Here is a 25,060-nt window from a genome sequence, read left to right on the forward strand (position 1 = left end):
CCGCCAGCAGTCTATACCCTTATTTGTCCGCCGATCGAATCCGGAGATATGAAGATAGTGCCGGACACGAGCGCGGTCATCGACGGTCGCGTGTCCGAGCGAGTCGAGTCGGACGGCGAGGTCACGGTTCTGGTCCCCGAAGCCGTCGTCGGAGAACTCGAATCCCAGGCCAACGACGGCCTCGACACGGGCTGGGCGGGCCTCGAAGAGCTCCAGCGCCTCGCGGAACTCGCCGACGCGGGCGACGTCGACGTCCGGTACGTCGGCCGCCGGACGAAACCCAGCGAGGCCACCGGCGCACACGAGGGCGACATCGACGCGCTCATCCGCGACATCGCAGAAGAGGAGCAGGCGACGCTTCTCACGAGCGACGTCGTCCAGTCGGAGGTCGCGAAGGCGAAAGGGATCGACGTCGAGTACGTCGAACCGCGCGTCCGCGGTTCCGGCGAACTCGTCATCGAGGAGTTCTTCGACGACCAGACGATGTCGGTCCACCTCAAGACCGGGACGAAGCCGAAAGCCAAGCGCGGCGCCATCGGCGAGATGCACTACCAGACGATCGACGACGAGGTCTCCGACGAGGCGCAGATGAAAGAGTGGGCCGACGACATCGAGGAGACGGCCCGCACCAGTTCCGAGGGCTTTCTCGAACTCTCCGAACCGGGGATGAGCATCGTGCAGTTCCGCGACTACCGCATCGCGGTCGCGCGCCCGCCCTTCGCCGACGGCATCGAGATCACCGCCGTCCGGCCGATCGTCAAGACCGACCTGGATGACTACGAGTTCGCCGACGAACTCCGGGATCGGCTGAAAGAGCGCCAGCGCGGCGTCCTCATCTCCGGGTCTCCCGGAGCCGGGAAGTCGACGTTCGCGCAGGCCGTCGCGGAGTTCCTCACCGAGAGCGACTACGCGGTCAAGACGATGGAGAAGCCCCGCGACCTCCAGGTCGGTCCGGACATCACCCAGTACACCGCGCTCGGCGGCGACATGGAGAAGACGGCCGATTCGCTCCTCCTCGTCCGCCCGGACTACACGATCTACGACGAGGTGCGGAAGACGAAGGACTTCGGCGTCTTCGCGGATATGCGCCTCGCAGGCGTCGGGATGGTCGGCGTCGTCCACGCCACGCGCGCCATCGACGCGCTCCAGCGTCTCGTCGGCCGCGTCGAACTCGGGATGATCCCGCAGGTCGTAGACACCGTCGTCTACATCGAAGACGGGCGCGTCGACACCGTCTACGACGTCAAGACGGAGGTGAAAGTCCCCGAAGGACTCACCGCGGAGGACCTCGCACGCCCGGTCATCCAGGTCACGAACTTCGAGACCGGAAAGCCCGAGTACGAGATCTACACGTTCAACCGGCAGGTCATCACCGTCCCGCTCACCGGCGACGGAGAGAGCGAGGAGAGCGGCGTCGGTCGCCTCGCCCGCCAGGAGATCGAACGCGAGATCCGCTCGATCGCCCGCGGGCACGTCGACGTCGAACTCAAGGGCCAGAACAAGGCGGTCGTCTACGTCGAAGAGGACGACATCTCCTACGTGATCGGCAAGGGCGGCGGCCGTATCTCCGACGTCGAAGACCGCCTCGGCATCGAGATCGACGTTCGGACGCACGACGAGAAACCGGGTCGCGGCGGCGCGAGTGGAAGCGCCGGCGGCTCCGGGGGTGCAGGCGGCGGCGCCCAGTCCTCCGAGGGCATCGTCGTCACGCCCGAAGTCACCTCCCGGCACGTCGTCGTCCGGATGGACGAACACGTCGGCGAGACCGTCGAGATCCGCGCCGACGGGGAGTACCTCTTCACCGCGACGGTCGGTCGCGGCGGCGACATCCAGGTCTCCCGCGGCAGCGCCATCGCGGACGAACTCGAACAGGCGATCGACCGGAAACAGCGGATCACGGTCCACCCGGCCTGATTCACGGCGTTCGTCGGATCCGCTCAGTCGCGCCGGCCCTCGCTGAATCGGACGATTCTTCCCCCGACCGGTGTACTCTCGGGTATGGAATCGGACACGCCGCCGGCGGAGGTGCTCGACGAACTGTTCGCGACGATCGAGGACCGCAAGGAGACGCTACCCGAGGGCTCCTACACGACGTCGCTTTTCACCCACGAGAAGGGGAAAAACGCCGTCTTAGAGAAGATCGGCGAGGAGGCCACCGAGACGATTCTCGCCGCGAAAGACGAAAACGAGGAGGAACTGCTGGCCGAGAGCGCCGACCTCGTCTATCACCTGCTCGTCGTGCTCGCGATGGAGGACGTCACGCTCGACGATCTCCGAACGGAACTCCGCGATCGGTTCTGAGGCGGACCGCAGACCGGGAAAAGAACGCTATCGGAACGAAACGCCTAGGTCGTGCAGGCCGTCGTTGTTCTGGGCGACGTTGATCAACAGCGGCGTCAGCGACTCGACCTCTGCGGCGTTCGCGATGCCGCCGGCGTCGAGCGCGCGGAGGCCGTCGATGTCCTCTGCGATTCCGGCGACGGTGTCTTTCGCGCCCTCGTCCTCGCCCACGAGGAGCGTGTCGATGCCGAGGTCGGCGTCGAGGTTCGCGAGGCGCCCGGCCGCGAGGTTGTGGAACGCGCCGACGACGGGCACGTCCTCGGGGGCGGCGTCGGCGACGAGTGCGGTCACGCTGCCCGCGCCCGGTGGGTGGTAGTGGAAGCCGTCCTCGTCTCGCTGCATCCCCGCGGCGGGGGTGACCAGCACGTCGTCCGCATCGAGGCTGTCGGCGACGGCGTCGACCGTGTCCGCGACGTGGTACGGCGGGACGCTGAGGACGACGACGTCAGCCCGATCGGCCGCCATCGCGTTCTCGAAGCCCGTGATCTTCGTCTCGCGGCCGTGTTCTGCAACGGTCTCCTGATACGCGGCGGCGGCGTCGTGTGCGGCGTCGGGGTCCCGAGAGCCGATTACGACGTCGTGGTCCGTGTGGTAGGCCCAGCGGAGCGCGAGGCCCTCGCCGACGTCGCCGGTACCGCCGAGAAGTGCGATTCGCATAGGTGGCCGTGAGGAGGCGGTCGGGTAAAGGGTTGCGTGACCGGGGATGGCTGCCGGTGTTCGCCCCTGTGTCGCGGTGTCGCAGGCCGTCTCGCTCACTCCCAGTCGTTCGCTCTCTCCTGTGCCGCTGTCGCCATCGGGAGGTACACGACGAGGAACCCCACGAGGGGAGCGACGATCAGCGTCCCGAGAAGCAGACCCGTTCGGATCGAGGTCTCCGGGGGCAGCAGTCGCCACACGCCGAGTCCGAGGACGTCGACAGCGATCACCACTGCGGCGAACCGGAGGAAGTTCGAGCGGACGTCGCTCACGCTCTCGACCCTCCGGTCCAGCGCCGCGGATTCAGTCCTTTCGCCTGGGTCGCGACCAGCCAGCCGACTGCGAGCGGGACGAGGCCGCCGACCGGGCCGCCGACGCCGAGCGCACCGAGTGCGAGACGACCGCCGAGCGCGACGCCGAAGAAGACGAGATACTGGACGGTCTGATCGCCCGCTTCCGCCTCCGGCGAGATCGAATCGAGTGCGAACCAGGCGGCCAGCGGGGCGACGACGACGAAGGTGCCGAGGGCGACGCCGAGCGGCAGGAGGCCGGTCGGGTCGGGCGCGAGGACGGTCGTCACGACGACGGCGACGACCGCGGCGAAGATGCCGGCCCAGGCGAGTCGTTCGATGCGAAGCGCGTCCATCGCGTGAGGGTTAGACGGGGACGCAAAAAGCGTGCTCGTTGGGTGCTCGTAGCGCACCTGCCGAGGCGCGCTGCCGCCGCCGCCGGACCTACTCGAAGAGCAGCGCCGGGAGGTCGTTCACGGAGCCGACGACGGCGGCCGCGCCGGCGGCCTCGTACGCCCGTCGCCCCGATTCGCCGGCCAGTCCGCCAGTCAGGACGCCGATACCGTAGTACTCCCGCTCGGGATCGCTCTCGGCGGCGTTGACCGCGGTCTTCACGTCGTCGAGGGTGTCGCCGGCGAAGGCGACGCTGTCGGCGTCGAAGCGCTCTGCGAGCGTCACGAGCGCGTGGGGGTGCGGCTTGCCCTCCTCCCAGTCGTCCATCGTGAAGCGGTGCTCGTCGGGAACCGAGAGTCCGACGCGGTCGAGCGCGATCTCGGCCTCCGCCGCCGGCCGTCCCGTGAGGACGCCCACGTCGGCGTGCTGTCGCAGTCGGTCGATCGTCTCGGGTTCGAGGATGATCGGCTCGTCGTGGATGTATCCCGCGGTCTCGAACGGCGGCTCGCCGCCCTCTAGCTCTCGATACAGGTCCGCGCCGAGATACAGCGCCTGGAACGCCTCGCGGAGTCCCTTGCGGTTCCACTCGTCGCGGACGGCTGCGAGCGCGTCGGCGTCGAGATGAGCGCTCGCGACCGCTTCGGCGGCGTCGAGACCGCCGCCCTGGGCTTCGATCCGGTCGGTGAACGCCGAGAGTCCGATCGGCTCGCGCTCGTCGACGAGGACGTACAGCGCCGCCGCGTAGGTCACGTCCCAGTCGTTGTTGAAGCCGCCGGCGTCCTTGAACAACTGAACGTCGTCGCGGTCGATCGTCCGGTCGTACAGGCGCTCGACGGATTCCACGATAGCGCGACGATACGAGTCGGCCACGTCGAGGAGCACGCCGTCGATGTCGAGGACGACCGCGTCTGCGTGCATACTCGTAGGCGGCCGGGCGGCGGCCTTAGCGTTGTCCCTTCCACGCGCTCGCAGGTGTCGACCAGGACGCGAGCGCTCGTCGCTGTCGATCGAACGCGAATGGCGGACACAGCCCACGCCCTCGGCATCGAGTTAGGAGATATTTTACCGTGGGGTCGCCAGAGAGGAGATATGGACTACGACCCGCAGGAACTCGAAGCGCGGTGGCGCGAGCGGTGGGCCGAGGAGGGTCGCTACGAGGCCGACCCCGTCGGTGCCGACGACCCCGACACCGCCGCCGAGGAGGACGCGACGTTCATTACCGTCCCGTATCCGTACCCCAGCGGCGGGATGCACATCGGCCACGCCCGGACGTACACCGTCCCCGACGTCTACGCCCGGTATCGACGCCAGCAGGGCGACAACGTCCTGTTCCCGATCGCCTGGCACGTCACCGGCACGCCGATCATCGGCGCGGTCGAGCGCCTGAAGAAGGGCGAAGAAGAGCAACTGTCGGTTCTCCGCGACACCTACAACGTCTCCGAAGACACGCTCGCGGACCTGGAGACGCCGATGGGCTACGCCCGCCACTTCATCGAGCAGCACTACAAGAAGGGGATGAAGAACCTCGGGCTCTCGATCGACTGGCGGCGGGAGTTCACCACCAACGACGACCGCTACTCGCAGTTTATCACCTGGCAGTACGAGACGCTGCGGGACCGCGGCCTCCTGGAGAAGGGGCTACACCCCGTCAAGTACTGCACAAACGAGAAACAGCCGGTCACGACGCACGACTTACTGGAAGGCGAGGAGGCCGAGTTCCAGGAGTACACGCTCGTCCGGTTCGGCCACGGCGACACCGTCGTCCCGATGGCGACGCTCCGCCCCGAGACCGTCCGCGGAGTCACGAACGCTTACATCGACCCCGACGCCGACTACGTGATCGCCGACGTCGACGGCGAGGAGTGGTTCGTCTCCGCGCCCGCCGTCGAGAAACTACAACTGCAGGGCCACGACGTCACGCCGAAACGCACCGTCGCCGGCGAGCACCTGGTCGGCGAGCGCGTCACGAACCCCATCACGGGCGAGGAGGTCGTCGTCCTACCTGCGGACTTCGTCGACGCCGAGAACGCCACCGGGGTCGTGATGTCGGTGCCGGCACACTCGCCGGACGACTACGTCGCCCTGCAGGAGGCGAAAGCCGACGACGAGCGGCTACGCGAGTACGGCATCGATCCCGACGAGGTCGAGGAGATCGAACCGGTTCCGATCCTCTCGATCGAGGGCTACGGCGACATCCCAGCGAAGACCGCCGTCGAGGAGGCCGGCATCGAGTCCAGCGCTGACCCTGCACTCGAAGAGGCCACGAAGGAGCTGTACAACAGCGAGTTCCACAGCGGCCGCCTGAACGACGAGTACGGGGAGTTTGCGGGCGAGATCGTCGAAGACGTCCGCGGCCGATTCAGGGACGCCTACCGCGACGAGGGCGCGTTCGGCACGATGCAGGAGTTCTCCGAGGAGGTCGTCTGCCGCTGCGGCGGCGACGTCGTCGTCGCCGAGCAGGACACGTGGTTCCTGCGCTACAACGACGAGGCGTGGAAGCAGAAAGCCCACGACGTGGTTTCGCGGATGGAGGCGATCCCGGAGAACACCCGCGGCGAGTACGATCACACGATCGACTGGCTGAACGAGTGGCCCTGCATCCGGAACTACGGGCTGGGCACGCGCCTGCCGTGGGACGACGAGTTCGTCATCGAACCGCTGTCGGACTCGACGATCTATATGGCGTACTACACGATCGCCCACCGGCTGGACGAGATCCCCGTCGAAGACCTCGATCGGGAGTTCTTCGACGCGCTGTTCTACGGTGCCGACGCGGTTGAGGACCCCGACGAGCGCGCGCTGGAACTGCGTGCGGAGTGGCTCTACTGGTACCCCGTCACCTACCGCTTCTCGGCGAACGACCTTATCTCGAATCACCTGACGTTCTATCTGTTCCACCACGCCGAACTGTTCGGCGAGGCCCAGTGGCCCGCGGGCATCGTCATTATGGGGATGGGTCTGCTCGAAGGCGAGAAGATGTCGTCCTCGAAGGGGCACGTCGTCCTCCCCGGTGCGGCGATCGACGAGTACGGCGCGGACACGGTGCGCTTCTTCCTGCTCAACTCCGCGGAGCCGTGGCAGGACTACGACTGGCGCGCCGAACAGGTCGAGTCCGTGCAGACGCAACTGGAGCGCTTCTGGAACCGCGCCCAGGACGTCGTCGACGACCCCGGCCCCGAGGAACGCCCCGATCTGGCGACGGCGGACCGCTGGCTGCTGTCGCGCCTCCAGCGGACCGTCGCTACGGTCACTGAGGCGATGGAAGGCTCCGAGACCCGGACTGCGAGTCAGGCCGCCTTCTACGACTTCGAGGAGGACCTGCGCTGGTACCGCCGCCGGACGGATCGCTCGCGCCCCGCGGCGCGCTGGACGCTTCGGGAGGTCCTGGAGACGCGACTGCGCCTGCTCGCGCCGTTCGTGCCGTTCCTGACGAACGAACTCCACGAACAGTTGACGGGCACGCCTGCGGAGGACGCGCCGTGGCCCGAAGTCGACGACGACCTGCTCGACCGCGGCATCGAGGCCGCGGAAACGCAGATCGAACGGCTCGTCGACGACATCCAGGGCATCCGCCAGTCCCTGCAGAACGCCGACGAGGACGTTCCCGAGGCGGACCCCGACCGCATTCGCGTCACCGTCGCGGCCGACTGGAAGCACGACGTGTTCGGCACGGTCGCCGACCTCGGTGCGGACCAGGGCGCAGTGATGGGCGAAGTGATGCAGGACCCCGATCTCCGCGAGCGCGGCAACGCCGTCAACGACCTCGTCGGTGAACTGATCGAGTTCGCCCGCGGTCGCGACGACGACGAACTCGACGCGCTCGCCGGTCTCGACGAACAGGACGCCTACGAGCGCGCGGCCGACTTCCTCGGCCGGGAGTTCGACGCCGAGATCGTCGTCCAGAAGGAAGGCGAAGACGTCGAAGCGCGCAAGCAGGCGGTCCCGTTCCGGCCCGCGATCGAACTCGAAGCCGAGTAGGGTTCATACTGTCGGACAGAAGTTCGTGAATCATGTTGGCACCCACGGGGTGCCGCTGATTTTCACATCGTTCCGTCCGACAGTATCAATCGTCGCTGCCGTCGCCGTGACAGTCCAAGTGATTACACGGGCGTAACCTGCTGTAGCACCGTAATCTGGCCGTTCTCTCCGTCCCGACTCGCGAAGGTTTATGACCGTTCGACTGCTCGAATTGTAACAATGGCAGAGGCAGAAGAGGAGAGTCTCGACGACCTCCCTCCGAGCGCGAAGTTGGTCTTCAAAGTACTCGAGTACAACGGCCCGCTAACCCAGAAAGGAATCGTCCAGGAATCGATGCTCTCGGCCCGGACGGTCCGCTACGCACTCGAGCGACTCGAGGGAATCGACGTCGTCGACGAGGACGTCTACTTCGCCGACGCGCGACAGAATCTCTATCAGCTCACCGACGACGCACCGGAGACCCACCCCGCCGAGGGCGACGGCGACGAAGCGGAAGCCTGCTGCGCGGAGTAACCGCTCCCGTTTGGGGTTGGACTAATTTTCCACGAGAAGTTATCCCTCCCCACTCCCGAGTACGACTATGTCGCTCTCACTCGACGCTACGCAACTGGATCGCTACTCCAGACACATCATTATGGACGAGGTCGGTCCCGAGGGACAAAAGCGCCTGCTCGACGCCCGGGTGCTCGTCGTCGGCGCGGGCGGCCTGGGCGCGCCGGTGATTCAGTACCTCGCCGCCGCGGGGGTCGGCACGCTCGGCATCGTCGACGACGACGTCGTCGAGCGGAGCAATCTCCAGCGCCAGGTCATCCACCACGATGCCGACGTCGGCCGACCGAAAGTCGACAGCGCAGCGGCGTTCGTCGAGGGCCTCAATCCGGACGTCGACGTCGAGACCTACGAGACCAGACTGGAGAAATCGAACGTCGAGGAGGTGGTCCCCGGCTACGACCTCGTCGTCGACGCCTCGGACAACTTCCCGACGCGGTACCTCCTGAACGACTTCTGTCGGCTCCGGGAGATCCCGATCGCCCACGGCGCGATCTACAAGTTCGAGGGACAGCTGACGACGCTCGTTCCCGGCGGACCGTGTTACCGCTGTCTGTTCCCCGAAGCGCCCGAGCCCGGAACAGTCCCGGACTGTGCGACAACCGGCGTCCTCGGCGTCCTGCCCGGAACCGTCGGCTGTATCCAGGCCACGGAAGCAGTGAAACTCATCCTCGACGCCGGCGATCTGCTGACAGGACAACTGCTTTTTTACGACGCGATGGAACTCTCCTTCGAGAAGGTTCCGTACCGCGAGAACCCCGACTGTCCGGTCTGCGGCGACGACCCGATCGACTCGATCGACGAGGTGGAGTACACGGCGGCCTGTGCGGTCGGCGGCGACTGAATCCGTCGCTGCGAGGGCGTTCGAGCCCGCGCTTACGTTCTCCCGCCCGGAATCGCGTCGACGACGCGTTCCAGTACCGTCGCCTCCGCCTTTCGGAGGTGTTCGGCTGCGGTTCCGACGGCGCAGTCGAGTTCCTCGGCCACCGCTTCGAGCGTCGCATCCCGGGGATCGGCGTAGTATCCACACGCGACTGCGACGCGGAGCGCTTCACGTTGTCGAGACGAGAGCGCGGCGGTCGGGTCCGAGAGGCGGCCGTCGTACGGTTGGATCTGCTGGACGGTTACTCCGATTTCGCTCGGGAGTCCGTCGAGTGCGGTCTCCACTTCGCTCGCCGTCCCGACGAGCGAGACGTCGATACAGCGATCCTCGCGGTAGATGACCGGTGGAACGACCACGACGCCGGTTCCCAGGAACGCCGCGGTCAATCTGGCATCGGCGGCGCGTTGATCTTCGGTGACGGCGAGGTGGAACCCCCGCTGTGTCGGTTCAGTGGCGACTTCGTAATCCAGAATCGACGGCTGGTCGGCCAGCTCCGCCGTGTACGACGTGGGATCGTCGCCGTCGACGAAGAACACGAGCGTGTTTCGATCGCCGACTGCGGGATTCCAGTGCCGGAGGCGCGTCTCCCGGAACCCGGGTGTGTCGGCCACGAACGCGTGCATCGGATGAACGTACGGTTCGGGGAGGTCGAGCCGCAACCGCAGCGAGCGCATCGGAGGAGATTGGGTCTGTCGAAGGTAAAAGTATACCTCAGACGTGAGGCAGCAGTCCCAGGTGAGAGTCTTCCGAACACTGCGGTATGCAACACCCGTGCGAACCCTCCGCCGAGCCGACGCCGGTCGATACGCCGACCAACTCGACCGCCGAACGCGCTCTCGCGTCGCTGGAGCAGTCGTTTCACGTCCGCCGGGAATCCCACCAGCACGCGCCCGGCGTCGTGATCCGCCCGGATGCGGTGCAGGACGTGCTGCGACACCTACGCGAGGTGGCCGGGTTCGACCACCTCTCGTGTGTGACCGCTCAGGAGTACCCCGACCGCTACGAGACGATTCACCACCTGAGGCAGTACGCCGATCCGACCACGGAACTGAGCGTGATCGTCCCGGCGCCCAGTGACGCGCCCGCGAGCCAGTCGGCGGCCCCCGTCTTCCCGACCGCGGGCTGGCACGAACGCGAGGCGTACGATCTGATCGGCATCGAGTACGACGACCATCCGGATCTGCGCCGCCTGCTCCTCCCCGAGACGTGGCAGGGACACCCGCTCTCGCTGGATTACGATCAGCATCGGCCACAGATCGTCCCCTACACCGAGAACGTCAATCCCGTCCAGGACGACGAGCGCGACGGCGACACGCTGCTTTTGAACATCGGGCCGCATCACCCGGCCACGCACGGTGTCCTCCACCTGCAAGTCACGCTCGACGGCGAGCAGATCGTCGACGTCGACCCCGACATCGGCTACATCCACCGCTGTGAGGAGCAGATGTGCCAGTCGAAGACTTACCGTCACCAGATTATGCCCTACCCCGATCGTTGGGACTGGGGCGGCGCGGGCTTGCTGAACGAGTGGGCCTACGCGCGGACGGCAGAGCACCTTGCCGACATCGAAGTCCCCGAGTACGCCCAGGTCGTCCGGACGATGGCAGCGGAACTCTCGCGGATGCTCTCGCACTTTCTCGCCGTCGGCGCGTACGCGCTCGACGTCATCGGCGACTTCACGGCCACGTTTATGTACGCGATCAAGGACCGCGAGACGGTCCAGAACATCCTCGAAGACCTCACCGGCCAGCGGCTGATGTTCAACTACTTCCGCCTGGGCGGCGTCGTCTGGGACCTCCCCGAGCCACGTGAGGAGTTTCTCGCGAAGATCTACGACTTCGTCGACGACCTTCCGGAGCGACTGGCAGAGTATCACGACCTGCTCACCGGCAACGAGGTCATCCAGCTTCGAACCGTCGACACCGGAGTGCTCTCGACGGAGACGGCGAAGGCCTACGGCTGCACCGGCCCCGTCGCACGCGGTTCGGGTATCGACTACGACCTGCGTCGCGACGATCCCTACGGCTACTACGACAAGCTCGAGTGGGATGTCGTCACCGAACCAGACGGTGACAATTTCGCTCGTCTCCTGGTCCGATTACAGGAACTCGAACAGTCCGCGAAGATCGTCGAACAGTGTGCTGACCGCTTGGCGGAGTGGCCGGCTGACGAGCGAACGATCCAGGCCAACGTCCCGCGGACGATCAAGCCCGACCCAGACGCCGAAGTGTATCGAGCTGTCGAGGCCGCGAAGGGCGAACTCGGGATCTACATCCGTTCGGACGGCACCGACACTCCCGCGCGGTTCAAGATCCGTGGCCCCTCGTTCTCGCATCTCCAGGCCCTCCCCGAAATGACCGAGGGCGAGTACATCCCGGACCTGATTGCGACGCTCGGCAGCCTCGACACGATTATGGGCGAAGTCGACCGGTAGCGTCGCCGACGAAACGGCGTCGCTCACTGAGGGTGAAGGCAAACAGTCGGCACACGCGTCACTGCCCGCGTCGACGTGCCGAACGACCGCTGCCCGACGCGGGACGGATGCTACGTCACGGAGACGCTGGCCTCTTCCTCCGATATAAACCCAGGGTCGCGCCGTGCTCATCTGCGCGCGCCGTCCGCCCACACCGCAGCGTTTTATCCGCGCGCAGCCCAGGTGCGCGTATGGCCTCGCAGGGAATCGTCGAGGAGTTTCTCTCTCTGAAATCCGACACCGACGCGGACGTCCTGACGATGCAGTGCGGCGACTTCTACGAGTTCTTCGCCGACGATGCCGAACTGGTCGGTGACGAACTCGATCTGAAGATCTCCGAGAAGTCCTCGCACGGGTCGTCGTATCCGATGGCCGGCGTCCCCGTCGACGACCTCACACCATATTTAAAGGCACTCGTCGAGCGCGGCTACCGGGTCGCCGTCGCCGACCAGTTCGAAGACGACAGCGGCGACCACTACCGAAGCGTCACGCGGACCGTCACGCCCGGCACGCTCTTAGAGACCGACGACGCCGACGCGCGCTATATCGCCGCAGTCGTCGGCGAGACGAGCGGAACGAGTGACGAGCGCCGATCCACCGGCGGCGTCTCGGGTTCCGACGACGACGGCATCGGCCTCGCTTTCGCCGACGCGACGACCGGACAGTTCCTCGTGACGGTCGCCGACGACGCCGACGACGCGCTCTCGGAACTCTATCGGTTTGGGCCGGTCGAGATCCTTCCGGGTCCTGACGTCCGCGGCGACGACGCGCTCACCCGCCGGCTTCGCGAGGAGACCGACGCGACCGTCTCGCTCTTCGAGGCCGACGCCTTCGCACCGGGACGCGCGAAACATCGCCTCCGCGAGCACTTCGGCCGCGAGACGCTCGACAGCGTCGGCCTCCAGCGCGACCCGGCGATCCGCGCGGCGGGCGCGGCCCTCCGCTACGTCGAGGAGACCGGCGCGGGCGTCCTGCCGTCGATGACGCGCCTGCGCTCCTTCGAGACGAACGAGCACCTCGAACTCGACTCGACGACGCAGCGGAACCTCGAACTCACGGAGACGATGCAGGGCGACCGCGACGGCACCCTCGTCGACACGATCGACCACACGGTGACGAGTCCGGGCGGGCGACTCCTTCGCGAGTGGGTGACCCGCCCGCGACGCGACCGCGCGGAACTGACGCGCCGACTCGACGCGGTTGAGGCGCTCACCGCGGCCGCACTCGCCCGCGAACGCGTCCGCGAGGCGCTCGACGGCGGCTACGACCTCGAACGGCTGGCCGCCCGGGCGGCGTCCGGCAGCGCCGACGCTAGCGACTTGCTGGCCGTCCGCGATACGCTCGGAATCCTTCCGGACGTCGCCGACGCTATCGAGGGGTCACGCCTCGAATCGTCGCCGCTCGCCGCGGTCGTCGAGCGGCCCGACCGCGACGCGGCCGGCCGTCTCCGCAAGGAACTGGCGGCGGCGCTCGCCGACGACCCCCCGAAGACGGTGACGCAGGGCGGCCTGTTCCGCCGCGGCTACGACGACGAACTCGACGACTTGCTGGACCGCCACGAGGACGCACAGGAGTGGATCGACACGCTCGCCGAACGCGAGAAGCGCCAGCACGGCCTCAGCCACGTCACGGTCGATCGGAACAAGACCGACGGGCACTACATCCAGGTCGGCAAGTCGGTCGCCGATCAGGTGCCCGAGCACTATCGGGAGATCAAGACGCTGAAGAACTCCAAGCGGTTCGTCACCGACGAACTGGAGGAGCGCGAGCGGGAGATCCTCAGATTAGAGGAGGCCCGCGGCGATCTGGAGTACGACCTCTTCTGTGACCTCCGCGAGCGGGTCGCCGACCACGCCGAACTCCTGCAGGACGTCGGTCGCGCTCTCGCCGAGGTCGACGCGTTGGCGTCGCTCGCGACGCACGCCGCCGGCAACGACTGGACCCGTCCGGAACTGACCGAGCCGGGACCGCTGCAGATCGACGCCGGTCGCCACCCCGTCGTCGAGCAGACGACCGAGTTCGTCCCCAACGGCGTCCGAATGGACGGAGATCGAGAGTTCCTGATCGTCACCGGGCCGAATATGAGCGGGAAGTCGACGTATATGCGGCAGGTCGCGCTCGTCACGCTGCTCGCACAGGTCGGGAGCTTCGTCCCGGCGCGCTCGGCGACGATCGGCGTCGTCGACGGCATCTACACCCGTGTCGGCGCGCTCGACGAACTCGCGCAGGGCCGCTCGACGTTCATGGTCGAGATGCAGGAACTCTCGAACATCCTGCACTCGGCGTCGGAAGATTCGCTGGTCATCCTCGACGAAGTCGGGCGCGGCACCGCGACCTACGACGGCATCTCGATCGCGTGGGCCGCGACGGAGTATCTCCACAACGAGGTCCGCGCGAAGACGCTCTTTGCGACGCACTACCACGAGCTCACGTCGCTGGCGGACCACCTCGATCGCGTCGCGAACGTCCACGTCGCCGTCGACGATGCGGGTGACGACGTGACGTTCCTCCGGACGATCGAGGACGGTCCGACAGATCGCTCCTACGGCGTCCACGTCGCGGAGTTGGCCGGCGTCCCCGACCCGGTCGTCTCCCGCGCGGACGCGGTGCTCGCGCGCCTCCGCGCCGAGGAGGCGATCGAGGCCCGCGGAAGCGGTGGCGGCGATAGTGAGCCGACGCAGGCCGTCTTCGACCTCTCGGCCGGCCAGTTCGTCGACGAGACGGCGAGCGCGGAGGCGACCGACGGCGGTCGGACGGGCGAGGAGAACGCGGCGGCCGATGCGTCGACCACCTCTGCCGCAGACCCCGACGCCGACCCGTCGCGGCCGGCCGCAGTCGACCCGGAACTGGACGATATCGCCGCCGAACTGACGGAACTGGATCTGAACGACATGTCCCCGATCGAACTGATGACGACCGTTCAGGAGTGGAAGCAGCGGCTGGACGAGTAGAGCGCGCCCGACGGGCCGGCCGTCGCTATCGCCACGACCGGTAACGATTAGGGCGCATACGACCAGTACCCGGATAGCAAATGTGTTGGGACGAGCGACCGCGCTGTCTGCTGTCGGGCCGAATCGGCCGTTCGACGCGGTGCGAGGCGACCGCGTCACGGCAGGGAGCGCCGACGTGACCGATGCCGACGACCACCTGGAGGCGACGATCAGTCAGCGAGGTGTCCTCTTCGCCGCCTCGGGTGACGTGCTTATCGTCCGCCGGAGCACCGACGGCGGGTGGGAACTCCCCGGCGGCCGGCTCGAACCGTACGAGGACGCGCCCGACGGGATCCACCGCGAGATCGTCGAGGAGACGGCGCTCGACGTTCACGTCGGCCGGCCCATCCACACGGCGTCGTGGCGAAACGACACCGACCAGGGACGCTTCGCGGTCTACTACTGGTGTGCGGTCCCCGCCGGACTCGACGTCGTCGCCGACGATCCAGTCCAGCTCAGCCACGAACACTCGACGCACGCGTGGCTGTCGCCGGAAGCGGCCGCCGACCGACTGAGCGCGGTACAGTCCGAGGCAGTTTTGACGGCGACGGAGGTCTACGACCCGTGAGCGGAGACGACGCCGCGGGCGATGCCGCAGACGCCGATCCGACGCCGACGATCCGCGCGCTCGACGAGCAGACCGTGCGACAGATCGCGGCCGGCGAGGTCGTCGAACGGCCCGCGTCGGTCGTGAAAGAACTCCTCGAAAACAGCCTCGACGCCGGCGCAGATCGCATCTCCGTCGCGGTCGACGCGGGCGGCACCGAGGGCGTTCGCGTCCGCGACGACGGCGTCGGGATGGACCGCGAGGCGGTCCAGCGCGCGGTCGAAGAACACACCACGAGCAAGATCGACGACATCGACGACCTCGAAGCCGGCGTCGGAACGCTCGGGTTCCGCGGCGAGGCGCTCCACACGATCGGCGCGGTCTCGCGGGTGACGATCCGGACGAAGCCCCGCGGTGGCGACGGCGTCGGCACGGAACTCCGCGTCGAGGGCGGCGAAGTAACGGACGTGAGCGCCGCGGGCTGCCCCGAGGGGACTGTCGTCGAGGTCGACGACCTGTTCTACAACACCCCCGCCCGCCGGAAGTTCCTGAAGACGACCGCGACGGAGTTCGATCACGTCAACACCGTCGTCACGCACTACGCGCTCGCGAACCCGGACGTCGCCATCTCCTTAGAACACGACGACCGCGAGGTGTTCGCGACCGAGGGCCGCGGGAGCCTCCAGTCGGCGGTCCTCTCGGTGTACGGCCGCGAGGTCGCCGAGTCGATGATCCGCGTCGAACACGGCCCCGATGCGGGGCCGATCGAGCGCGTCACGGGACTGGTCAGCCATCCGGAGACGACCCGCAGCACTCGGGAGTACCTCTCGACGTTCGTCAACGACCGGTACGTCACCGCCCGCGTCCTCCGGGAGTCGGTCCTCGACGCCTACGGCGGCCAGTTGGCCACCGACCGCTACCCCTTCGCGGTCCTGTTCGTCGACGTCCCCGCCGACGCGGTCGACGTGAACGTCCACCCGCGGAAGATGGAGGTCCGCTTCGGCGACGAGGCGGGCGTCCGCGAGGCCGTCACCGACGCCGTGCGGACCGCGTTGCTCGACGAGGGGCTGATCAGGTCGACGGCGCCTAGAGGCCGTTCAGCACCCGCGGAGACCGCGATCGAGCCCGAATCGCCCGACTCGGAGGTGCGCGGCGGCGCGGGACACAGCCCGCAGCCGAGCAGTGGAGACGACGCCGGAGGCACGGTGGCTGATAGCGTCACCGCCACCGAAGACGGCGACGCGTTGCAGTCTTCCGAGACCGGGCGAGCGCGCGATAGCAGCTCCGAAACAGGTGATCTGGACACCACCTCGGACGAGCGTCTCGACGCCGACCGCTTCGCGGATCGCGGCGACGGCCGCTCGGGGGACACCGAAGACGGTTCCGACAGCGTCGACACCGACAGCGACGGCTTCGAGCGCGACCGTGACAGCGGCGACGGCGACGACCGCGCTCAGACGGTCGATCCGACGGACGAGGACGCCTGGACTGTCACCGACGCTGGCAGCGAACGAGAGCGCGGCCGCGACGATCGTCCGCCCGCCCGCGACTCCCGGACCTCGACGTCGGATCAATCGACGTTCGGCGAGTCGGAGGCTGATTCGATCGGGGAGTCGTCGCGGACCGCTACGCCACCGGGAACGGCTGCTGATCCGACGGAGACGGCGCGGAGCGCAGACACGGACTCCCGATCGAGCGGTAATTTCGACGTCGACGACGCCCGCGGCACGGCCCGCGACGAGCGCTCGGACGCCTCACAGCCGCGCCCGACGGGCATCGTCGGGCCGACGACCCAGCGCGACCTCCACGGTGAGGCGGCGACGCTCGAACCCGACTTCGACTCGTTGCCGTCGATGCGGATCCTCGGCCAACTCCACGATACCTACGTCGTCGCCGAGACCGACTCGGGGATGGTGCTCGTCGACCAGCACGCGGCCGACGAGCGGGTGAACTACGAGCGCCTCCAGTCCGAACTCGACGGCGACGTCGCCACACAGGCGCTCGCGGACCCCGTCGATCTCGAACTCACCGCGCGCGAGGCGGCGCTGTTCGAGGAGTACCGCGAGGCGCTGGCGTCGATTGGCTTCCGCGCCGAACGCGTCGACCAGCGCACCGTCGCAGTCGAGGCTGTCCCCGCGGTGTTCGCGGAGGCGCTCGATCCCGAACTCCTGCGCGATACGCTCACGGCGTTCGTCGCCGAGGACGGCGACGGCGGCGCGGAGACGGTCGAGGCAGTCGCCGACGACCTGCTTGCGGACCTGGCGTGTTACCCTTCCGTGACCGGCAACACCTCGCTCACCGAGGGCTCAGTCGTGGATCTGCTGGAAGCGCTCGACGACTGCGAGAACCCCTACGCGTGTCCCCACGGCCGCCCAGTCGTCGTCGCGATCGACGGCGACGAGATCGGCGATCGCTTCGAGCGCGACTACCCGGGACACGGCGGCCGGCGGGACGCCTGATCTTCCGTCTTCGGTTCCTACTCTCCTGAGCGCGGAGACTGTTCATCTCCGGAACTTATGTATCCCCTCGGAGAACGAGCGGGTATGGCGGATATCGTGACTTTCGGCGAGACGATGCTCAGACTCTCGCCGCCGCGGGGCGAGCGCCTCGAACGGACCCGCGAACTCGACGCGCGAACGGGCGGGGCAGAGAGCAACGTCGCCGTCGCGGCCTCACGGCTGGGCTGTGACGCGGCGTGGGTCTCGAAACTCCCCGACTCGCCGCTCGGCCGACGGATCGTCTCCGAACTGCGCAGCCACGGCGTCCAGACGGACATCGCGTGGGACGACTCCGAGGACGCGCGCCTCGGGACGTACTACCTCGAACACGGGGGTGAACCCCGCGGCACCGACGTGATCTACGATCGGACGGACGCATCGGTGACGACTGCGACGCCGGACGAACTGCCGGCGACCGCACTCGACGGCGCGGCGTTCTTCTACACGAGCGGGATCACGCCGGCGCTCTCGTCGACGCTCGCGAAGACGACCGACGCGCTGCTCCGGGCGGCCGGACGAGCGGGCGTAACCACCGCCTTCGACCTGAACTACCGATCGAAGCTGTGGACGCCCGAGGAGGCGAAAGCGGGCTACGAATCGTTGTTTCCGCACATCGACGTGCTCGTCGCGGCCGAGCGCGACGCGGCCACCTGCCTCGGTCGGGACGGCGATCCCGTCGAGGTGGCAAACGGCCTCCTGCACGACTTCGACTTCGAGACGGTCGTCCTCACTCGCGGCGAAAACGGCTCGCTCGCCGTCCACGAGGGAGAGGTGTTCGAACAGGCAGTCTACGACGCGGACACTTTCGACGCCATCGGCACCGGCGACGCCTTCGTCGGCGGCTATCTCGCCGAGCGCGTCGCCGGTGGCGACGTTCCCGACGCGCTCGCACACGGGGCGGCGACGGCGTCGCTGAAGCGCACCGTCGACGGCGACCTGGCAGTCGTCACGCCCGCCGAAGTCGAACGCGTCGTCGCCGAACAGGGTGGCGGCATCTCGCGGTGATGAGTGCGTGATGGATCTGAAGACGAGCGACCGATACCGCGTTCTCGGCCGCCCTCGCGACCCCGACGAACTCCTGCTCGTCGAGGCCGACGACTTCGACGACGCCGCCGCAGTGGCTGCCGATTCCGACGATGCAGACGCCGCAACTGTCGACTCCGAGGAGGAGGCAGCGCGGGCAGACTCCGGCCCCGACGAAGCGTTCGCCCCGACGTACGTCGACACCACCGGCTACGACGGTGCACTCGCTGATGCCGTCGCGTCGCTCCGCGCGGGCACGCTCGTCGACGCGACGCTCGCGTGGTCCGACGGCGACCCGCGGTTCGAATCGATCGACGTCGTCGCCGACTCCGTCTTCGAGTTCTACGACGGCGTCACCGGGATCTTCGAGGCGGCCAAACAGACGTGGATGGTCGCCGAGGCCGACAACGCGGCGATGAACGGCCGCGTGACCAAGAACACCGACGGCGAACCCAACGGCGCGCTCTACGTCTTCGCCAAGCAGGCCGGCGCTCGCGACCTTTTCGAGGAGTTTCGCACCGGTGTCACGCCGCTTGACCCGCTCGTGCGCCGTGCCGATCGCGGCGAGTCGATCCCGCCCGAGACGGAGCACCCCCGAGCGGTGTTCGTCCTTCGGCCCGCGGACGAACCGTTCCTCGTCGTCTACGTGGTCTTTCGTCGCGACGGGGTGTTGGCTGAGACTCTCCGATCGACGTACGGCGCCCCCGATTCCTAGGAATTAATATCCGACGGCCTCTGAGTTAATATATGACCGTCGTCAGCGTCTCGATGCCCGAAGCGTTGGTCGAGCGAATCGACGCCTTCGCCGAAGAGCACGGCTACACCGGCCGGAGCGAGGTCGTCCGCGAGGCCTCGCGAAATCTGCTCGGGGAGTTCGAGGACAAACGACTGGAAGATAGAGAACTGATGGCCGTGGTGACGGTCGTCTTCGAGTACGAGACGACGAACGTCGAAGAGCGGATGATGAAACTCCGCCACGAGTACGAGAACCTCGTCGCCTCGAACTTCCACAGTCACGTCGGCGAGCACCGCTGTATGGAACTGTTCGTCCTGGAAGGGGGTCTCGAAGACATCTCCACGTTCGTCGGCAAGATCCGCGCGACGAAAGACACGCTCAGCGTCGATTACTCGGTGATGCCAGTCGACGAGTTCAGCGGCATTCCGACCGAAGAGTAATAGGGATTATCGTACGTCTCCATAGATGTCTCGCCGGACGATACGGCGAGAATCCCCGAACAGTTACGTACTCCCTATAAGAACCGGCCGCGGTACGCTCCTCACTCGGTGCGCCGCGGTCCGTCGGCCAACCGCGTCGTACACCACGGACAGAAGTCCAGATCCGGGTCCAACTCCTTCCCGCAGTGAGGACACGTCTCCTCGGCGTCCGCCGTCACCGTCTCGCCCGTCGACGTCGCGGTGTCAGCCGCCGCCCCGTCGACGTCGTCGCGGCTATACTCGCTACCCGTCGCCGCCCGACGAGCGTCAGCAACCCGCGATCGGTGCTGTCGGCTCCGGGCGAGGACGTAGGCGTCGGCGACGCTCGCGACGCCGACTATCAGGACGGGCGCGAGCGTCGCCGGATCGCCGCCGCCGTCGAGAAGCGTCCGTGCGGCCTCGGGTGGCACGAACAGCACCGAGGTGGCAACCGCGGCGGCGAACCATCCGAGCCCACGCTTCCACCGTCTGAGGTAGAAGTGTCCGAGCCCGGTGGCGAGCGTGCCGAGGAACGCCGCGAGCCACGGCCGCTTCTCCCGCTGGCTACTCATACGTACACTTTCGGACGCGACCGATTAGGTCTTGTGGGTTTTCGATCTCTCTCATACGATCCACCGCCGGGAGCGACGCTCCCACGTGGTAGCCGATGATATAAGCCCCTCGCCGACGAGTCGTCTCCTATGGCTTCCTGTCGGACGGCTTTCACGACTCCTGCTCGTCTCCCTAGACGGCAGCGACACCACGGCGCTACGGGACTGATTCGACCCGGCGCGGGGAGCTGACATGCTCGCTGATAGGTTCGTCGAGCTGTTCGGCTCGAACCCGATCGTTCACGGCCTCGTCGGCGGCCTCGTGATCGCGGGGATGAATCTCCTCGGCGCGTCGCTCGTGTTCGTCTGGCGGGACCCGTCAAAACGGGCGCTCGATGGAGCGCTCGGATTCGCCGCCGGGGTGATGCTCGCAGCCAGTTTCACGAGCCTCATCATTCCGGGGATAGAGACGTACTCGAACGGCAATCCGATTCCGGTTCTCGTCGGTCTCCTTCTCGGCGCGCTGTTTCTCGACCGTTCCGACGGCCTCGTTCCGCACGCGCACTTCCTCCTGACGGGACGTCGCCGAGCAGACGCGGCGGACCCGGGCGAGTCGCTACCGCTTACCGACGACCGACTCGCGCCCGTGATCCTGTTCATCCTTGCTATCACGCTGCACAATATGCCCGAGGGGCTCGCTGTCGGTGTCGGATTCGGCAGCGGCGACGTTGCGGGCGCGATCCCCCTGATGCTCGCGATCGGCATCCAGAACATCCCCGAGGGACTGGCCGTGTCCGTCGCCGCCGTCAACGCGGGACTCAATCGGCGTACATACGCCGTCTTCACCGGCATTCGATCGGGTCTCGTGGAGATCCCGCTGGCGGTTCTCGGTGCCTACGCCGTCCAGACAGTCTCGGTCTTGCTCCCCTACGCGATGGGCTTCGCTGCCGGTGCGATGCTGTTCGTCATCAGTGACGAGATCGTCCCGGAGACACACGCCAGCGGCCACGAGCGCGTCGCGACGCTCGGGACGATCATCGGTATCGTCGTGATGCTGTATCTCGATGTCTCGCTCGGCTGAGCGGGCTCGGTGGTAATAAAGGATGGGCCCTGACGGATTCGAACTTCGGTCGCAGCAAAGCTGCTCCCTGATTCGATTCCGTCAGCGTTGCAGGCTCGGTCCTCGCTTCCGCTCGGACACTCGTATGGGCCCTGACGGATTCGAACCATCGACCACTCGGTTATGAGCCGAGCGCTCTAACCAGACTGAGCTAAGGGCCCGACGGTCTACCGTTCCGCGGTCTCCCTCTTAGACGTTATCGTTGTCGCGGCGCGGTTCTGCACAGTAGCAGTGACACTACCGGCTCACACGTCGACGTCGAGAGGAAGAAGCGCCGTCGCCAGGGCTCGAACCTGGGACCACCTCGTTAACAGCGAGGTGCTCTACCAACTGAGCTACGACGGCTCGTGCCTGCACACGAACGTACACCGAGGTAGTATGATAGGGCTTTCGTTTTCACCGCACGGATGCGAGGTACCGGCACAGTCGAGACGCCACACGGCGACTGTCCTGGGCGCATCGACACTCTTTCGCCGAGCCCACCCGAAGCGGTGACAACGATGGTCGATGCCGACGAGAGACGCCAGGTGATCGAACGCGTCCGCGAGCGGATCACGCCCGACGCCGCGGAACGCGAGGCGATGCGGGCCGCAGTGGCGTCGCTCACCGAGCGCGTCGAAGCCGAACTCGCCGAACTCCCGGTCGATGGCGACGTCGTTCAGGTGGGATCGACGGCTCGCGGGACGTGGCTCGCCGGCGACCGTGACATCGACCTGTTCGTCCGGTTCCCGCCGTCGCTCGACCGCGAGACGCTGGAGCGCTACGGCCTCGAAATCGGCAACGCAGTTCTCCCCGGAGGACACGAGGAGTACGCCGAACACCCCTACGTCACCGGCGAGTTCGAGGGCTTCGACGTCGATCTCGTTCCCTGCTACGACGTCGGCGAGGGGTCCGCGTTACAGTCGGCTGTCGACCGTACGCCACACCACAACGCCTATCTCCGGGCGCGCATCGACGACGACCTCGCGAGCGAGATGCGCGTGTTCAAACAGTTCCTGAAGGGCATCGGCGTCTACGGGAGCAATCTCCGGACCGAGGGCTTCTCGGGGTATCTCTCTGAACTGCTCGTTCTCGAACACGGCGACTTCGCATCGCTGCTTGAGGCGGCCGCAGACTGGCATCCGCCGGTCGTTTTCGACCCCGAGGATCACGGCTCGCAGTCTCACGACGACCCGCTCGTGATGGTCGACCCGACAGACTCGACGCGGAACGTCGCCGCGGTCTGCTCGGCCGCGAATCTCGCGCGTCTCCAGCACTACGCCCGAGACTTTCTCGACGACCCGCGCGCGGAACTGTTCGAGTCCGCGACACCGGCTCCGCTCGCCCCCGAGGCAGTTCGTACCCACGTCGACCGCCGCGGGACGACGCCCGTCGCGATCGTCTTCGACGCACCTGACATCGTCGACGATCAGCTGTACCCCCAGCTCAGAAAGTCACTGTCGGGAGTCCGCGACGAACTCGATCGCCGTGGGTTCGAGCCGATCCGCGCCGCGACGTTCGCCGACGAGCGCGCGGTGCTGTTCGTCGAACTCGCCCACCGGACGCTCCCGGCGATCGAACGCCACGACGGCCCGCCCGTGCACGTTCGCCAGCACGCTGAGGGCTTCTACGAGGCGTATGCGGACGACGGCGATGCGTACGCGGACGACGAGGAGGGACACGACGAGCCCGACTCGGACTCTGCTCCCGACGTCTACGGGCCGTTCGTCGACGGCGACCGATACGTCGTCGAACGGGCCCGCGAGTTCACCGACGCCGCCGAACTGCTCGCCTCCGAGGAACTGTTTACGGTCGGCCTCGGCGCGCGGATCCAGACCACACTGGAAGACGACTACGACGTGCTCGTCGGCGACGCGGTCGCGACGCTCTGTGACAAATTCGGCTCGGAGTTAGCGGCGTATTTCGACCCGCAGCCATAGCGGTGGGCTGATCGCTGGCGTCGGGTCCGTCTCTTTACTCGTCGAGGCCGTGGGCCTTCCGGACGTCTTCGACCAACCGCTCGGTCTGTTCGTCGGGGTCGTCGTCGGGATCCATCGGCGAGCGGCCGTCGAAGGTCTCGTGGACGATCGCGACGCCCTCTGAGAGGGTGTCGAGGCCGTAGCCACCTTCGAGCACGAACGCAAGCCCTGCGTCGACGTCGTCGGTGAGCGAGCGGATCCGATCGGTTAGGAGAGCGTACCCTTCCGTCGAGACGCGCATTCGCGAGATCGGATCGTGCCGATGGGCGTCGAAGCCGGCGCTCACGATGAACAGATCCGGATCGTACCGCTCGATGGCGGGTCTGAGCACTTCCTCGACGACCAGAAGGTAGTCCTCGTCGCCCGCGCCCGCAGCGAGCGGAATGTTCAACGTCGTCCCGTCGCCGTCACCAGTTCCCGTCTCGTCGACCTCACCGGTCCCCGGATAGAGTCCTTCCTCGTGGGCGGAGGCATAGAGGACGTCGCCCTGATCGTAGAAGATGTCCTGGGTGCCGTTGCCGTGGTGGACGTCCCAATCGAAGATGACTGCGCGGTCGACGTCCGCGTCCGGATCGTCGAGTACCGTCTGGGCGGCGACCGCCGCGTTGTTGATGAAGCAGAACCCCATCGCGTCGTCGGCGACGGCGTGGTGCCCGGGCGGGCGGCCGATCGCGAACGGCGTGTCGCGGCCGTCCGCGCCGTCGGCGGCCTCCCGGGCGGCCCACTGTGAGAGCCCTGCCGACGCGAGAGCGGCGTCCCAGGTGTCTTCGGACGCGACGGTGTCGGGATCCCAGTTGCCGCCGCCGTCGTCGCAGAACGAACTGATCTCGTCGACGTAGTCGGCGCTGTGGACGGCCGTCACCGACGACTCGTCGGCGGCGTCGGCTTCGACGTAGGACACGCCGTGTCGCTTCGCGAGCGCGCGGCGGATCGCGCGGAGTCTGTCGGCGGTCTCCGGGTGCCGGTCGCCGGTGTCGTGTGCGAGGCAGGTCTCGCTGTAGCCGAACTGCATCGCTACTCGAAGAGGGCGAAGTACGTCTCGATGTCTTCGGCCTGAACCGTTCGCCGGTCCGCGTGCTGAGCCAGCGTCGCGGCCGCGCTCGCGACGTTGTCGGCGTAGTCTTCGAGGATGTCCGCGAGGGCGATCCGGGCATCCATCGAGACGCGGTACCGGTCGTCGATTTCGAGGCGGGCGATACGGTCGATCGGCGCGATCGGCAGTTCGAGTTCGCGACGACTGACGACCTGCTGGACGTCGAAGTCCTCGGCCATCAACGTCTTGCGGCCGTCTTCGGCCGCTTTCTCGGCGGCCTCGACGGCGAGCGCCGCCCCGTGTTCTTGGACGCGACGAGCGAGTTCCTCGGCTGCCCCGGAACTGACCCGGAGGTCGCCGGCTCTCCGTCGAATGATAGTGTCCACGGGGGCGAACGGCAACTCGACACTCATTACCAACATATGCGGTTCGACCGGCGTATAATCCTTTCCGTAGCGACCCCTGTGCCGCTCGCTGTCTGTCCGACGCCGTCGCTCGGCGGTTCTGCGCGGCGCGACTGGCGAACGTCGTCTCCGCTCCGTCG

22 protein-coding genes and 2 tRNA genes are annotated in these 25,060 nt (G+C 67.1%); 14 read left to right on the plus strand and 10 right to left on the minus strand.

Annotated elements, in window-relative coordinates; all coding sequences use genetic code 11:
* Window positions 1-48: 48 nt before the first annotated feature.
* Together NO347_RS00115 and hisE are read left to right on the plus strand one after the other, a co-directional pair.
* Window positions 49-1,914 (plus strand): PINc/VapC family ATPase, encoded by a 1,866-nt coding sequence (locus NO347_RS00115; RefSeq protein WP_256287727.1) that lies wholly within the window; start codon window positions 49-51, stop codon window positions 1,912-1,914.
* 84 nt (window positions 1,915-1,998) lie between these two features.
* Window positions 1,999-2,301 carry a phosphoribosyl-ATP diphosphatase gene (gene hisE / locus NO347_RS00120; RefSeq protein ID WP_121569026.1) on the plus strand — a complete coding sequence of 101 codons (303 nt, stop codon included), beginning with the start codon at window positions 1,999-2,001 and terminating at the stop codon, window positions 2,299-2,301.
* Between the two features lie 27 nt (window positions 2,302-2,328).
* On the opposite strand, the gene npdG is transcribed toward hisE, so the two are convergent.
* The 4 genes from npdG to NO347_RS00140 all read right to left on the minus strand — a co-directional run bounded on the left by npdG (window position 2,329) and on the right by NO347_RS00140 (window position 4,637).
* Window positions 2,329-2,997 carry an NADPH-dependent F420 reductase gene (gene npdG / locus NO347_RS00125; protein ID WP_256287728.1) on the minus strand — a complete coding sequence of 223 codons (669 nt, stop codon included), beginning with the start codon at window positions 2,995-2,997 and terminating at the stop codon, window positions 2,329-2,331.
* Between the two features lie 95 nt (window positions 2,998-3,092).
* A complete protein-coding gene (locus NO347_RS00130) occupies window positions 3,093-3,308 on the minus strand; it encodes a hypothetical protein (protein WP_256287729.1) in 216 nt (71 codons plus the stop codon).
* On the minus strand, window positions 3,305-3,682 hold the full coding sequence (locus NO347_RS00135; protein WP_256287730.1) for a hypothetical protein: 378 nt from the start codon (window positions 3,680-3,682) through the stop codon (window positions 3,305-3,307). The genes NO347_RS00130 and NO347_RS00135 overlap by 4 nt, the downstream gene beginning before the upstream one ends.
* Before the next feature lie 88 nt (window positions 3,683-3,770).
* Entirely contained in the window at window positions 3,771-4,637 is an 867-nt protein-coding gene (locus tag NO347_RS00140) for a TIGR01548 family HAD-type hydrolase (RefSeq protein WP_256287731.1), read from the minus strand.
* Window positions 4,638-4,808: 171 nt separating this feature from the next.
* Between NO347_RS00140 and leuS the strand changes: the two genes are divergently transcribed.
* The 3 genes from leuS (at window position 4,809) to ubaA (ending at window position 9,090) form a co-directional block, all read left to right on the plus strand.
* Window positions 4,809-7,697, plus strand: coding sequence for a leucine--tRNA ligase (gene leuS, locus NO347_RS00145; protein WP_256287732.1), 2,889 nt, complete (start codon window positions 4,809-4,811; stop codon window positions 7,695-7,697).
* 219 nt (window positions 7,698-7,916) lie between these two features.
* On the plus strand, window positions 7,917-8,210 hold the full coding sequence (locus NO347_RS00150; RefSeq protein WP_121569020.1) for a MarR family transcriptional regulator: 294 nt from the start codon (window positions 7,917-7,919) through the stop codon (window positions 8,208-8,210).
* A gap of 67 nt (window positions 8,211-8,277) precedes the next feature.
* Window positions 8,278-9,090, plus strand: a complete 813-nt coding sequence (ubaA, locus tag NO347_RS00155) for an SAMP-activating enzyme E1 (protein ID WP_256287733.1) — start codon at window positions 8,278-8,280, stop codon at window positions 9,088-9,090.
* A gap of 32 nt (window positions 9,091-9,122) precedes the next feature.
* Here the strand turns inward: ubaA and NO347_RS00160 are convergent, their stop codons facing one another.
* The gene (locus NO347_RS00160; protein ID WP_256287734.1) at window positions 9,123-9,803 is read right to left on the minus strand and encodes a helix-turn-helix domain-containing protein; all 681 of its coding nucleotides are present in this window, start codon (window positions 9,801-9,803) and stop codon (window positions 9,123-9,125) included.
* An 86-nt stretch (window positions 9,804-9,889) separates the two neighbouring features.
* On the opposite strand from NO347_RS00160, the gene NO347_RS00165 reads away from it, so the two are divergent.
* The 7 genes from NO347_RS00165 to NO347_RS00195 all read left to right on the plus strand — a co-directional run bounded on the left by NO347_RS00165 (window position 9,890) and on the right by NO347_RS00195 (window position 19,836).
* Window positions 9,890-11,563, plus strand: coding sequence for an NADH-quinone oxidoreductase subunit D (locus NO347_RS00165; protein ID WP_256287735.1), 1,674 nt, complete (start codon window positions 9,890-9,892; stop codon window positions 11,561-11,563).
* A gap of 230 nt (window positions 11,564-11,793) precedes the next feature.
* Window positions 11,794-14,553, plus strand: a complete 2,760-nt coding sequence (mutS, locus tag NO347_RS00170; protein WP_256287736.1) for a DNA mismatch repair protein MutS — start codon at window positions 11,794-11,796, stop codon at window positions 14,551-14,553.
* Window positions 14,554-14,638: 85 nt separating this feature from the next.
* The gene (locus NO347_RS00175) at window positions 14,639-15,160 is read left to right on the plus strand and encodes an NUDIX hydrolase (protein ID WP_256287737.1); all 522 of its coding nucleotides are present in this window, start codon (window positions 14,639-14,641) and stop codon (window positions 15,158-15,160) included.
* Window positions 15,157-17,598, plus strand: a complete 2,442-nt coding sequence (gene mutL, locus NO347_RS00180) for a DNA mismatch repair endonuclease MutL (RefSeq protein ID WP_256287738.1) — start codon at window positions 15,157-15,159, stop codon at window positions 17,596-17,598. The genes NO347_RS00175 and mutL overlap by 4 nt, the downstream gene beginning before the upstream one ends.
* Before the next feature lie 84 nt (window positions 17,599-17,682).
* Window positions 17,683-18,642 carry a bifunctional 2-dehydro-3-deoxygluconokinase/2-dehydro-3-deoxygalactonokinase gene (kdgK1, locus tag NO347_RS00185; RefSeq protein ID WP_256287739.1) on the plus strand — a complete coding sequence of 320 codons (960 nt, stop codon included), beginning with the start codon at window positions 17,683-17,685 and terminating at the stop codon, window positions 18,640-18,642.
* Between the two features lie 10 nt (window positions 18,643-18,652).
* Window positions 18,653-19,375, plus strand: a complete 723-nt coding sequence (locus NO347_RS00190; RefSeq protein WP_256287740.1) for a DUF6663 family protein — start codon at window positions 18,653-18,655, stop codon at window positions 19,373-19,375.
* A gap of 32 nt (window positions 19,376-19,407) precedes the next feature.
* Entirely contained in the window at window positions 19,408-19,836 is a 429-nt protein-coding gene (locus NO347_RS00195) for a CopG family ribbon-helix-helix protein (protein WP_121569013.1), read from the plus strand.
* Window positions 19,837-19,937: 101 nt separating this feature from the next.
* Here NO347_RS00195 and NO347_RS00200 read toward each other — a convergent pair whose 3' ends face one another.
* Complete coding sequence (locus NO347_RS00200) at window positions 19,938-20,426, minus strand: zinc ribbon domain-containing protein (protein ID WP_256287741.1); 489 nt, start codon at window positions 20,424-20,426, stop codon at window positions 19,938-19,940.
* 232 nt (window positions 20,427-20,658) lie between these two features.
* Here NO347_RS00200 and NO347_RS00205 point away from each other — a divergent pair, with 232 nt between their 5' ends.
* On the plus strand, window positions 20,659-21,486 hold the full coding sequence (locus tag NO347_RS00205) for a ZIP family metal transporter (RefSeq protein ID WP_256287742.1): 828 nt from the start codon (window positions 20,659-20,661) through the stop codon (window positions 21,484-21,486).
* 125 nt (window positions 21,487-21,611) lie between these two features.
* Here the strand turns inward: NO347_RS00205 and NO347_RS00210 are convergent.
* A tRNA-Ile gene (locus NO347_RS00210) sits at window positions 21,612-21,686 on the minus strand.
* Window positions 21,687-21,797: 111 nt separating this feature from the next.
* A tRNA-Asn gene (locus NO347_RS00215) sits at window positions 21,798-21,870 on the minus strand.
* Window positions 21,871-22,025: 155 nt separating this feature from the next.
* Between NO347_RS00215 and cca the strand changes: the two genes are divergently transcribed.
* The gene (gene cca / locus NO347_RS00220; protein ID WP_256287743.1) at window positions 22,026-23,444 is read left to right on the plus strand and encodes a CCA tRNA nucleotidyltransferase; all 1,419 of its coding nucleotides are present in this window, start codon (window positions 22,026-22,028) and stop codon (window positions 23,442-23,444) included.
* A gap of 34 nt (window positions 23,445-23,478) precedes the next feature.
* Here cca and NO347_RS00225 read toward each other — a convergent pair whose 3' ends face one another.
* Together NO347_RS00225 and NO347_RS00230 are read right to left on the minus strand one after the other, a co-directional pair.
* Window positions 23,479-24,495 (minus strand): histone deacetylase family protein, encoded by a 1,017-nt coding sequence (locus tag NO347_RS00225; RefSeq protein WP_256287744.1) that lies wholly within the window; start codon window positions 24,493-24,495, stop codon window positions 23,479-23,481.
* Between the two features lie 2 nt (window positions 24,496-24,497).
* Window positions 24,498-24,929, minus strand: coding sequence for a histone family protein (locus tag NO347_RS00230; protein ID WP_121569007.1), 432 nt, complete (start codon window positions 24,927-24,929; stop codon window positions 24,498-24,500).
* Window positions 24,930-25,060: the final 131 nt, after the last annotated feature.

Origin of the sequence: Halobellus inordinatus (assembly GCF_024464655.1) — an archaeon.
GTDB lineage: Archaea > Halobacteriota > Halobacteria > Halobacteriales > Haloferacaceae > Haloquadratum > Haloquadratum inordinatus.